10 protein-coding genes and 2 tRNA genes are annotated in these 11,612 nt (G+C 26.6%); 8 read left to right on the top strand and 4 right to left on the bottom strand.

Going from position 1 to position 11,612, the window contains the following annotated elements; genetic code table 11:
• Positions 1-17 precede the first annotated feature (17 nt).
• From Q0G30_RS06885 to Q0G30_RS06895, 3 genes are all read left to right on the top strand, one after another.
• The gene (locus Q0G30_RS06885; RefSeq protein ID WP_294388191.1) at positions 18-797 is read left to right on the top strand and encodes a DUF1189 family protein; all 780 of its coding nucleotides are present in this window, start codon (positions 18-20) and stop codon (positions 795-797) included.
• A 69-nt stretch (positions 798-866) separates the two neighbouring features.
• Positions 867-941, top strand: a tRNA-Arg gene (locus Q0G30_RS06890).
• A 98-nt stretch (positions 942-1,039) separates the two neighbouring features.
• Entirely contained in the window at positions 1,040-2,179 is a 1,140-nt protein-coding gene (locus Q0G30_RS06895; protein WP_294388192.1) for a DUF1887 family CARF protein, read from the top strand.
• Positions 2,180-2,192: 13 nt separating this feature from the next.
• Here the strand turns inward: Q0G30_RS06895 and Q0G30_RS06900 are convergent, their stop codons facing one another.
• Complete coding sequence (locus Q0G30_RS06900) at positions 2,193-3,083, bottom strand: phosphatidylserine decarboxylase (protein ID WP_294388195.1); 891 nt, start codon at positions 3,081-3,083, stop codon at positions 2,193-2,195.
• Positions 3,084-3,284: 201 nt separating this feature from the next.
• Here Q0G30_RS06900 and Q0G30_RS06905 point away from each other — a divergent pair, with 201 nt between their 5' ends.
• Positions 3,285-3,845, top strand: coding sequence for a TetR/AcrR family transcriptional regulator (locus Q0G30_RS06905; RefSeq protein ID WP_294388199.1), 561 nt, complete (start codon positions 3,285-3,287; stop codon positions 3,843-3,845).
• A 26-nt stretch (positions 3,846-3,871) separates the two neighbouring features.
• On the opposite strand, the gene Q0G30_RS06910 is transcribed toward Q0G30_RS06905, so the two are convergent.
• Together Q0G30_RS06910 and Q0G30_RS06915 are read right to left on the bottom strand one after the other, a co-directional pair.
• Positions 3,872-5,461, bottom strand: a complete 1,590-nt coding sequence (locus Q0G30_RS06910) for an ATP-binding cassette domain-containing protein (RefSeq protein WP_294388201.1) — start codon at positions 5,459-5,461, stop codon at positions 3,872-3,874.
• A gap of 277 nt (positions 5,462-5,738) precedes the next feature.
• Complete coding sequence (locus tag Q0G30_RS06915) at positions 5,739-6,386, bottom strand: hemolysin III family protein (protein ID WP_294388205.1); 648 nt, start codon at positions 6,384-6,386, stop codon at positions 5,739-5,741.
• 219 nt (positions 6,387-6,605) lie between these two features.
• Here Q0G30_RS06915 and Q0G30_RS06920 point away from each other — a divergent pair, with 219 nt between their 5' ends.
• The 3 genes from Q0G30_RS06920 to Q0G30_RS06930 all read left to right on the top strand — a co-directional run bounded on the left by Q0G30_RS06920 (position 6,606) and on the right by Q0G30_RS06930 (position 9,036).
• The gene (locus tag Q0G30_RS06920; protein ID WP_294388208.1) at positions 6,606-7,178 is read left to right on the top strand and encodes a DUF1836 domain-containing protein; all 573 of its coding nucleotides are present in this window, start codon (positions 6,606-6,608) and stop codon (positions 7,176-7,178) included.
• A 3-nt stretch (positions 7,179-7,181) separates the two neighbouring features.
• Positions 7,182-8,876, top strand: coding sequence for an ABC-ATPase domain-containing protein (locus tag Q0G30_RS06925; protein WP_294388210.1), 1,695 nt, complete (start codon positions 7,182-7,184; stop codon positions 8,874-8,876).
• 85 nt (positions 8,877-8,961) lie between these two features.
• Positions 8,962-9,036, top strand: a tRNA-Glu gene (locus tag Q0G30_RS06930).
• An 87-nt stretch (positions 9,037-9,123) separates the two neighbouring features.
• On the opposite strand, the gene Q0G30_RS06935 is transcribed toward Q0G30_RS06930, so the two are convergent.
• Complete coding sequence (locus Q0G30_RS06935) at positions 9,124-10,503, bottom strand: YjiH family protein (protein WP_294388212.1); 1,380 nt, start codon at positions 10,501-10,503, stop codon at positions 9,124-9,126.
• Between the two features lie 296 nt (positions 10,504-10,799).
• Here Q0G30_RS06935 and proB point away from each other — a divergent pair, with 296 nt between their 5' ends.
• Positions 10,800-11,606, top strand: coding sequence for a glutamate 5-kinase (proB, locus tag Q0G30_RS06940; RefSeq protein ID WP_294388214.1), 807 nt, complete (start codon positions 10,800-10,802; stop codon positions 11,604-11,606).
• The last annotated feature ends 6 nt before the right edge of the window (positions 11,607-11,612 follow it).

The raw sequence follows: 11,612 nt of genomic DNA on the forward strand, positions 1-11,612 counted from the left end.
TGTCTTATGGAGGAGTAATGGGCAATAAAATAAAAATGAAAAGTAAATTTATTTTTAGTATTAATCCTAAAAAATATGTTTATTTATATAAGGAAAAATTAAGTAAGGCCTTTTTATATGTTTTAGTTCTTGCTTTGATTACTGGAATAATTCAAGGGGCTATGAGTGCTATAGTTATTTCTAGCTTAGAAAAAACTACAGAAATGATTTTAAATCAAGATGAAGTTCAATTTGAAATGAAGAATGGTATATTAGATTTTAAGGAATCGCCTATAAAAGAGGAAGAAGGTCAAGCATTATTATATATAGATACAAATAAGGGAATAGAAGATTTAGAATCTTTAAGAAGCATTACTGTTCATAAAGATATGGTAACTGTATTACTTAAAGATGGATTTATGATTAAAGGCGGATCAGAAAATATTATACATAAATACTCTGATTTAGGATTAGATAAAATAGATTTTGATAATGCTTTCGTAATTGCAGCCTTAGAAAAGGTAGGTATAGTTAAATATATAATTATTCCTATTATGATAATTATTAATTTTGTACAATTAATAATATATTCATTATTAATTTCATTAGTAGGTTTATTAAGCAATCTAATTGGAAATAGAAAGATATCTTATAGAGAGTTATTTAATCTTTCATTATATGCTGTTACATTACCAGCAATAATTAATTTAATATATCCAATTGGTGGATATTTTATTTTAGTTGGTGGAATTATATTAATGTTTGGGTTAAGCTATATATTTTTAAATAATGAAAAGCAAAACATAGAAAGTAATTAATTAAATGTAAAAAATTTTAATTGTTGATAAATTATAATTTTTGTGTTAACATAGAGTTGTTAACACTATGGAGCGTTAGTTAAACGGATATAACACGCCGCTACGGACGGCGCATTAAGGGTTCGATTCCTTTACGCTCTGCCAAAAAAGAACTGTTGAATTTCAACAGTTCTTTTTTTATTATAAAATTTTATGTTACTAGGAAAACTATTTTTAGAGTTAGAATAAAGAGGTAGATATATATGATTGATATATTGATAAATCAAGTAGATGAGCATAATGAAAGTAATATCCTAGCAACTCAAGAATTTAAGCCAAATTTAGTTTATTTCATAAAAGATAAAGACTCAGAAGAAAAAATGAAAACACTTAGATTATATTATGAAAAAAATTTTAAAAAAATTAAAATTGAAGAATTACTTGTTGAAGAAGGAGATAAAGAAAGGTTAGAAGAGATAATAAGTAGATTAAAAGAAAAGAATAGAAATATCTTAATTAACTTAACTGGGGGAAAAAGAATAAATTCTTTAATTTTATTAGATTTGTGTATAAAAGAAAAACTTATAGCGTTATATATAAATATTAAGAAGAAAATTATATATGAATTTAAGGATAATATAAAAATATATGAAAAAACTTTTGAAGATCTAGAGATTGATGATATTGTTAAAGCCTCAGGAGGAAAAATTATTGAAGATTCTTCAGAGTTATGTAATAAAAAAGATTTAATTTACTTTGCAGAAAAAATATCTAGCAATTTAGAATTATGGCATAAGTATAAGCAACAATTATACGAATCAAGTATATTTGAACATGATAGCAATGAAACACAAAGAATATATATTCATACTCAAACCTTAGAAGATGAAGAAATTAATTTATTAGATAAAATATTATCTAAATTTAAAGAGATGAATGAGATTAGTTATAAGAAAGAAAAAAATAGAGTAGTTGTTAACTTTAATAATGAGTACTTAAAAGCCTTTATATTTAAAAGTGGAACATGGTTAGAAATAGAAACAAATAAATTAATTAATAGTATTGAAGAGATAGATGAAGCTAAAAATGGTGTAATGTTTTTATGGAATGATGAAAATCAATCTGTTAGAAATGAACTTGATGTTGTTGCAGTAAAAGATTCAGTTCCAATTTTTATTTCCTGTAAAGATAGTGATAAATATAATGAAATGGCATTAAATGAATTAAATGTATATGCTACTAAATTTGGAGGAGAAAATTCTTATAAAATATTAGTGGCAACAAAGGAACCAATAAAATCTCCAGTAAGAGTAAGAGCAAAAGAGATGGGAATTCATTTAATTATTTTTGATGGGAACGAAGAAAAATTAATTAAAGAAATTAAGAGTATAATAAATAACTAAAGTGCAAAGCACTTTAGTTAAATTTTTCTCCTATCTTTTCGCCCATGATAACTTGTGTTTCAAAGCCAAAGGATGATTGAATAAGTATATCATCATCTATATTTACTGTATTTGGTTTAAAGAAAAGAATAGTTGTAGATCCACCAAATTTAAAATATCCTTTTTCATCACCCTTAGAAACTTTTTTATTTGGCTCATAACTTTGAACTATAGATCCAACACAAGTTGCACCTACTTCCATAATAATTACATCATCAAAATTTTCAGAGTGGAAAATAGACCATTCACGTTTATTTTGACAGTATAATTTAGGAATTCTTTCTAAGGCAGTAGGATTAACTGAATAATAATTTCCTTTAATTATATTTGATTTTTCAGGAATACCATTATCTATAAAATGCAATCTGTGATAATCTATTGGACATAATCTTAAAACTAAACAAGTTCCACCAGCATATTCATTTGCAATAGGATTATCTTCTAATAATTCAGACAAGCTATAAGTAATTCCTTTTACTTGAATTAAGGAATTTATATCGATATTAGTATAAGCTAACAAACGACCATCACCAGGAGATATTAATATATTTTTCTCTTTATTAATAGGTCTAGCTTCTGGAATAAGTTTTCTGATGAAAAAATCATTAAAGCTTTTGAAATCAGAAGGATCATTAATAAATATATCAGTATCAATATTAAAATTTCTAATAAATGAATTAATTTTTTTAGTACTTAATTTACTATCGCAATAATTACCATATAATTTAGAAAAAAGTTTTCTTTTTATAAATAATTCTAAAAAACTTTTACCTATTGGTGATTCATAAGTCCATTTTATGTACTTTCCTCCAGCAACATCTTCAGTATCGTATTTATTTGTTTTTCTATTATAAACTTGTATCATAATTTACCTCATATCAATTATTGTAATTAAAAAATATCATTATTTATTATAAGCAAAGCTACAATAATATTCTTATAATATATTAACATATTTTCTTTTAATAGTTTATTAACATTATAGAATAGAAAATTTATTTGAAAGTATAAATATAAAACTATAGAATAAATCATAGGAATTAGTTTGTAAATTGTGGAGGTTAATATGAGTTTAGAAATAAAAATAATAAATGCGACTATAGATATTTTTAGGGAAAAGGGTGTTAAATTTACAATGGATGACATTGCTAATAAGTTAGGAGTTAGTAAAAGAACACTTTATGAAAATATAGATAGTAAAGAAACACTATTAAGCTTATTAGTTGATGAAGTGTTTGATTCAATTAAACATCAAGGTCAAGAAATAATTGAAGACGATAGTATAGGGGATTTAGAAAAGTTAAAGCTACTATTAACAATAATTCCAACTTCATATAATACTATTGATTATACAAGGATACATGAGATAAAGAAATTTTATCCTAATGTATATGAAAAAATAATAAATAGATTAGATATAGGATGGCAACCAACACAACTATTAATAAATAAATGTATTAAAGATGGACTAATTAAAAAAGTAAATTTATCCCTTATGAAGAGTGTTTTAATTGGTAGTATTATAATTTTAATTGAAGATAATAATTTACATAAAGAAAACCTAGATTATAAAAATACTATGAAAAAGATTGTAGATATAATGTTTGATGGTTTAGTAATTAAGTAAAAGAGCCAGTAATACTGGCTCTTTTACTATTCACCGAATTTTTCTAAGAATTCGTCATATGTCATAGTTCTATCAAAGATAGATCCATCATCATTTACTCTTATAATTCTATTTGCAACTGTTTGAACGAATTGGTGGTCATGAGAAGCAAATAATACGTTACTGTTATAATCCTTTAATCCATTATTTACAGATGTAATTGATTCAAGGTCTAGGTGGTTAGTAGGACCATCTAAAATTAATACATTTGCACTAGAAAGCATCATTCTAGAAAGCATACATCTAACCTTTTCTCCTCCAGATAGTACATTAGCTTCTTTTAAGGCTTCTTCTCCAGAGAATAGCATTCTTCCTAAGAATCCTCTGATATAACTTTCAGATTTTTCTTCAGAGAATTGTCTTAGCCAGTCAACTAAGCTTAATGTACAATCATTAAAGAATTCAGAGTTATCTTTAGGGAAATATGCTTTAGTTATAGTAATACCCCATTTGAATTCACCAGCATCTGGTTCCATTTCTCCGTTAATTATTTTAAATAAAGTTGTAATTGCAATTTCATTTCCTACGAAAGCAATTTTTTCATCTTTATTTACTCTGAAGCTTACATTATCTAGAACCTTAACTCCATCAACAGTTTTAGATAATCCTTCAACTACTAATATATCATTACCAACTTCTCTTTCAGGTTTGAATCCAACGAATGGATATCTTCTGCTTGATGGTTGAATATCGTCTAAAGTAATTTTTTCTAATAACTTTTTACGAGATGTTGCTTGTTTAGATTTAGAAGCATTGGCACTAAATCTAGCGATGAAGTCTTGTAATTCTTTAATTTTTTCTTCTTTTTTCTTATTTTGATCTTTAGCCATTTGAGTAGCTAATTGGCTTGATTCATACCAGAAATCATAGTTACCAACATATAGTTTAATCTTACCGAAGTCAACATCAGCCATGTGAGTACAAACTTCATTTAAGAAATGTCTATCGTGTGATACAACTATAACTGTACCTTCAAAGTCACCTAAGAAACTTTGAAGCCATTTAATTGATTTAATATCTAAGTGGTTAGTAGGCTCGTCCAGGATTAATATCCCTGGGTTACCAAATAAAGCTTGAGCAAGTAATACTTTAACTTTTTCAGCCCCAGTTAATTCTGACATTAATTTATAGTGTGCATCAGTTCCAATTCCTAAACCTTGTAATAAAGATGATGCTTCAGATTCAGCTTCCCAACCATTTAATTCAGCAAACTCACCTTCTAATTCAGCAGCTTTAATTCCGTCTTCATCTGAAAAATCAGGTTTAGCATATAAAGCATCTTTTTCTTTCATTATAGTATGTAATCTTTCATTACCCATTATAACTGTTTCTAAAACAGGAAATTCATCATATTTATAATGGTCCTGACTTAAAACAGACATTCTTGTATTTGGAGCAATTATAACTTCACCAGTATTTGGTTCAACTTCTCCAGATAATATTTTTAAGAATGTAGATTTTCCAGCTCCGTTAGCACCAATAACACCATAACAGTTTCCAGGAGTAAACTTGATATTAACATCTTCAAATAATTTACGAGACCCGTATCTTAAACTTACATTTAAAACATTTATCACTCAACATACCTCATTTCATTTCTTATTCTTCCGATATTATAACACAAAGTTTTTATCTTTTCATGAAAATATGCAATATTAGGATAGTGAATTAGTGAGAATTCTGCAAAAAAAATCATTGTAAAATTTTTATATACATAAAATGATTTAATATCGAAAAAAAAGAATTAATATTTAAATTTGTAATAAAAAAGAAAGAAGTCAGATAAATGAAAAGGAGTTGTATTAAACTGAATTTATTAATTCAATTTAATACAACTCCTTATTTAATAAAAAATTAAATTACATAAGTATATACGCAGATGAAATGACTTAAACTACCAAGTAATATGAAGATATGAAATATTTCATGGAAGCCCCAATTACCTATAGTTAATTTTTTAGACTTAGTGGCATAAATAATTCCTCCAATTGTATAAAGGACTCCACCAAGAACTAGCCAAAATAAACTTATTCCAGGTAAAATAGAAGCTAAAGGTTTAATCATAAACAAAGCAGCCCATCCCATTCCAATATACATTGCACTATCAACCCAACAAGGACAATTAAACCAACAAAGTTTAAATATTATACCTGCAATAGCAAGAGTAACCATAATTATAAACATTGTGATACCAAATTTACCACCAATAGAAAGTAAGCAAAATGGTGCATAAGACCCAGCAATTAAAACAAAAATCATTGAATGATCAAGTTTCTTAAATGTAGAAATTACTTTTTCACTAGATATTATTCCATGATAAGTTCCTGAAGTTATATATAAAAGAATTAAACTAATTCCAAAAATAGTAACTGATAATATTGAAATATTAGAAGCATTTGATGATATAGCTTTATTTAACATTGCTATTAAAGCAATTAAAGATAATCCAGCTCCAGCAAGATGAGTAATAGAGTTAATAGGTTCTCTTAACTTTTTATACATATAAATAAACACCTCTCAATTCATGATATAGTTTTTAAAACTATATGATATTATATTAATATTATTTATTATATGTGCAAAAGAGTCAAAGTTTATAATAGGAGATTTAAGGAAGTTATCATTAATTACATCAAATTTTCTTGCAAATATTAGTAAATGCTATTATTATTAAATATAGGAATGATATGATATAGTTTTTAAAACTATGTGGAGGGTGCTATGGATATATTTGAAATATTAAACAATTTACAATTAGAAAGTAATATAAAGTTAGATGAAATACCAGAGATTGATTTATATATGGATCAAGTAATACAATTATTTGAATCAAAATTAAGTGAACAAAAAAGAAAAGAAGATGAAAAGATACTAACAAAAACTATGATTAATAATTATGCTAAAGGTAAGTTATTATTGCCAATAAAAAATAAGAAATATTCAAAAGAGCATATAATATTAATGTCTTTAATTTATAATTTAAAGGGAGCATTATCTATTAATGATATAAAGCTTTCTTTAGAAGAAATTATAAATAAGTCTGAAGGTGAAAAGTATCCATTAAGAGAATTATACTCTTGCTTTTTAGAAGATTGCATAAATGATGAAAAGAACTTTAAGGAAGATGTTATTAGTAAAATTGAAAATATAGACAATAAAGTTGATGAAAATAAAGTATTAAATAATGAATTTGAAAAAAGATTTTTATTGTTATGTTCTTTAGTAAATATGAGCAATATGTATAGAAGAATGAGTGAAAAATTAATCGATGAATTTTTTTCTGAACAGGAGTAGTATATGAGAAATGCAAGTGATTTAAAAAGAGAACTAGATAGAATTAATGGCCGAGGATATAAATCATATAAAGATTTAGAAGGACAATATAAATTTAATAACTATATATTAAGTATAGATCATGTTCAAGGAGATCCATTTGCATCACCATCTAGGGTTAGAGTAATAGTAGATAATAAGATTAATAAATTTCCAGAACAATTATTTAATGAGAAGTATAAGAAAATTGCATTATGTGATTTTTTAACTAGGTTATTTAGTAAAAATATATATAAATATGGTGAGAAGATATTTGGTTCAGGTAAGAGTGGTCTTTTAGAAATAAGTAGATGTCCTCAACAAATATTAGAAAGGACTTCAATAATAATAGATAATGATAAAGTTGAAGCAAGATTTTATGTGGGGTTTCCAGCAAGAGGAAGAAGCGTATTATCGGCTGAATTAGAAAAAATATTATTTAATATTTTACCTAATATAGTAGAGAATACTTTAGTATATACTAATATAAACACTAAAGCTTTAGATGAAAGAATAAAGTTAGTTGAAGATCAAGAGTTTATTAGAGGTGAGCTTAAAAAGAGAAAGTTAATTGCATTCGTAGCTAATAATTCAATTTTGCCGCGTGAAAGTGGCATTTCTCAAAAACCATTAAAAGATGGGAAGAGGTTCATATCACCTAAGGCGTTAGAGATAGATTTTAATACACCTAATAGAGGAGTTATAAAAGGAATGGGAATACCTGAAGGAATAACTCTTATAGTTGGTGGTGGATATCATGGTAAGTCTACACTTCTTAGAGCATTAGAATTAGGTATATATAATCATATTGAAGGTGACGGTAGAGAGTTTGTTATTACTGATGAAAGTGCTTTAAAGGTTAGAGCCGAAGATGGAAGAGCAATAACTAGAACTGATATATCATTGTTTATAAATAATCTACCTAATGGAAAAGATACAGTAAAATTTTATACAGAAAATGCAAGTGGAAGTACATCTCAAGCAGCAAATATTATTGAAGGAATTGAAAGTGGAACTAGAGTATTCTTAATTGATGAAGATACCTCAGCAACTAATTTTATGATTAGAGATGCTATTATGCAACAACTTGTAGCAAAATATAAAGAGCCAATAACTCCATTTATCGATGTTGCAAAAAGTCTTTACACTCAAAAGGGAATATCAACTATATTAGTTGCAGGTAGTTCAGGAGATTTTTTTGATATTGCAGATTTAGTTATTCAAATGGATAATTATGAACCCTTTGAAGTGACAGAAATGGCTAAAGCTTTGAGTAAGGGAAATAAAGATTATATTAAAGAGTTAGATATTAATATTGATTTTAATAGAGTAATACTTAAGGGAACTATAGAGTCTGGAACAAAAGGTATTAAGATAAAAACTTTAGGTAAAGATGGAATTTCTATTAATAGAGATAACATAGATTTAAGGGCTGTTGAGCAGATTGTAGATAGTGAACAGTTAAATACTATAGGTGCAATAATGAAATATGTTGAAAATAAATTAATGGGAAAAGATTTAACCTTAATTGAAATTACAGATAAGGTTATTAATGAAATAAATGATAATCTTATTAAAATTGATGGAACAAAAGGTGGATATGGAAGTCTTGCTACTGTAAGAAAACAAGAAATAATAAGTGCTTACAATAGATTTAGAAAACTAAAAGTTAAAAAATAAATAATTTTAAAAAAATGGAAAAAATATCTAGAATATTTTCGTGAGATATGGTAATATTAATATTGTAAAGTAAATAATTTACAATGGCTTGTTGGTCAAGAGGTCAAGACGTCACCCTCTCACGGTGAAATCAGGGGTTCGATTCCCCTACAGGTCACCATATCAAGGATTTAGGAGTTAAACATTATGTTTGCTCCTTTTTATTTTAAAATAAAATAAGCTGCCCTAAAAAGGACAGCTTAACATATTAATAAATTAAATTTGCAATTAGAACTATAACAGGTAATGTTATTAATGTTCTTTCTATAAATATTATAATTAATTCTTTTATATTTACTGGAATCTTTGATCCAAGTAATACTCCTCCAACTTCAGACATATATATAAGCTGAGTTACAGATACTGCAGCAACTATAAATCGTGTCATCTCATTAGTTATTGTTGTTGAAGCAACAACTGAAGGTAATAACATATCAGCAAAACCAACAACTAATGTTTGAGAAGCTTGAAGTGCTTCAGGAACTTGTAACAATTGAAGTATTGGAACAAATGGTAATCCTAAAATTTTAAATAGTGGAGTATAAGTAGCTATTATAAGAGCTATTGTTGCCATACACATAACAACAGGAAGAACTCCAATCCACATCTCTAAAACATTTTTAGAACCATCAGTAAAGAATTCTTTTATACTAGAATTCTTTCTTGCTTTTGTTATAGCTTGCGTATATCCCCATGAGAAAGAAGTATATCCTTCGGGAATAGATTCGTCTATTTTTTTAGTTTCACCATTATAATAAATATCTTTCTTTTTTGATAATGGATAAATTCTTGGAAGTATTATTGCTGTAACTATACCAGCAAATGTAACAGTTAAATAGAAAGGTACAAACATATTTCCAAGTCCTACAGTATTTATTACAACTAAACTAAATGTAATTGAAACTGCGGAGAATGTAGTACTTATAGTAGCAGCTTCTCTTTCAGTATAAAATCCATCTTCATATTGTTTGCTAGTTAATATTATACCTAAAGTACCATCACCTAACCAAGAAGTAATACAATCAATTGATGAGCGACCAGGTAATTTAAACACAGGTCTCATTACTTTTGTTAATAAAGAACCAAAGAATTCTAGTAGCCCAAAGTTAAGTAATAGTGGTAAAAATAGTCCTGCAAATAAAAATATAGAGAATAATACAGTTAAAAGATCATGTAATACAAATGAACCAGTATCTGCACTTATTATCATTTCAGGACCTATTTGAAATGCTGCAAGAACTCCAAAAATTCCGCCAAGAACTCTAGCTGTTAACCATAAAGGTGTAGTGCTAAATAGTGAATTTAATAATTTATTATTAGTAATGAACTTAGGTTTAAATAATGTAGCTATTAAACTAAAAACTGCAGATATTGCTAATGTTCCAGTGATTAAATATACTAAGTACTCACCAAGAAAATCTACTAGCATTCCAGAAAAAATAGCTATTGGAATTGTTATATCACCTTTGTGCTTTATTGGAATCATAAATAATAGGATACCAATTATAGAAGGTATTATAAACTTAAAGTTATCTTTTAAGGTAACTTTATTATTATCATCAGATGGTTTTAAATTTGAAATTTCCATTTTATCTCCTTTATATTTATACATGTAAAATTTTATAATTATTCATACATGTTCATTTTAAATGCAAGAATATTAAAAATCAATAGTTTTTATGCATAAAAAACTAAAAAATTTTTACAGATTTTAATTTTTATGCAAAAATATTAAAGTTTATAAGTTTTTTATTCAATTTTATAACTAGAAAGCATTTTAAAAGGAATATTAGGCTATAAATGTAAAGGAAATTTTTATAGCAAATAGGAATAAAGATAATTATAATATAGAAATAACGATGTAAGATTTGGGAGATGAGTAAAGTGAATTATAGAGATCAGATAAGGGAATGCAGTAGGATAGTAGTCAAGGTAGGAACATCCACTCTTACTTATGCCAACGGAAATATAAATTTAACAAGAATTGAAAAATTAACACGTGTGTTATCAGACTTAATGAATTCTGGAAAAGAAATTGTACTTGTTACATCAGGAGCTGTTGGTGTTGGGGTTAATAAGCTAAAGTTAAAAGAAAAGCCAACAAGTATAAAGGAAAAACAAGCGGTAGCCGCAGTAGGTCAATGTGAACTTATGCATATATATAGTAAGTTTTTTGGAGAATATAGTCATGTTGTTGGTCAAGTTCTCTTAACAAGAGATGTTGTTGAGGATGACCATATAAGAGAAAATGTTGTTAATACATTTGAAACTTTATTAGAAAATGGAATAATACCAATAGTTAATGAAAATGATACTGTTGCTATAGATGAGATAGAAAATATAGTTAGATTTGGAGATAATGATAATTTATCTGCAATAGTTGCACAATTAGTATCGGCAGATTTATTAATTATATTATCTGATATAGATGGATTCTATGATTCAGATCCAAGAAAGAATCCAAATTCTAAACTTATAAAAACTGTAGAGGAAATTACACCAGAATTAGAAGCATGTGCAGGTGGTGCAGGAAGTTCACTTGGAACTGGAGGAATGGCTACAAAATTAACTGCAGCAAAGAGAGCTATAAGTTCAGGATGTAATATGATATTAGCAAATGGTGATAATCCTTCAATATTATTAGATATTACTGAAGGAAAAGAAATTGGAACATTATTTATAAGAAAATAATTATAA

The sequence above is a fragment of the uncultured Clostridium sp. genome (assembly GCF_934754925.1).
Classification (GTDB): domain Bacteria; phylum Bacillota; class Clostridia; order Clostridiales; family Clostridiaceae; genus Clostridium.

Excerpts from the sequence above, each read along its gene's own strand:
- Q0G30_RS06885 (WP_294388191.1), top strand. The coding sequence starts at position 18 with ATGGGCAATAAAATAAAAATGAAAAGTAAATTTATTTTTAGTATTAAT.
- Q0G30_RS06895 (WP_294388192.1), top strand. The coding sequence starts at position 1,040 with ATGATTGATATATTGATAAATCAAGTAGATGAGCATAATGAAAGTAAT.
- Q0G30_RS06900 (WP_294388195.1), bottom strand. The coding sequence starts at position 3,083 with ATGATACAAGTTTATAATAGAAAAACAAATAAATACGATACTGAAGAT.
- Q0G30_RS06905 (WP_294388199.1), top strand. The coding sequence starts at position 3,285 with ATGAGTTTAGAAATAAAAATAATAAATGCGACTATAGATATTTTTAGG.
- Q0G30_RS06915 (WP_294388205.1), bottom strand. The coding sequence starts at position 6,386 with ATGTATAAAAAGTTAAGAGAACCTATTAACTCTATTACTCATCTTGCT.
- Q0G30_RS06920 (WP_294388208.1), top strand. The coding sequence starts at position 6,606 with ATGGATATATTTGAAATATTAAACAATTTACAATTAGAAAGTAATATA.
- Q0G30_RS06925 (WP_294388210.1), top strand. The coding sequence starts at position 7,182 with ATGAGAAATGCAAGTGATTTAAAAAGAGAACTAGATAGAATTAATGGC.
- Q0G30_RS06935 (WP_294388212.1), bottom strand. The coding sequence starts at position 10,503 with ATGGAAATTTCAAATTTAAAACCATCTGATGATAATAATAAAGTTACC.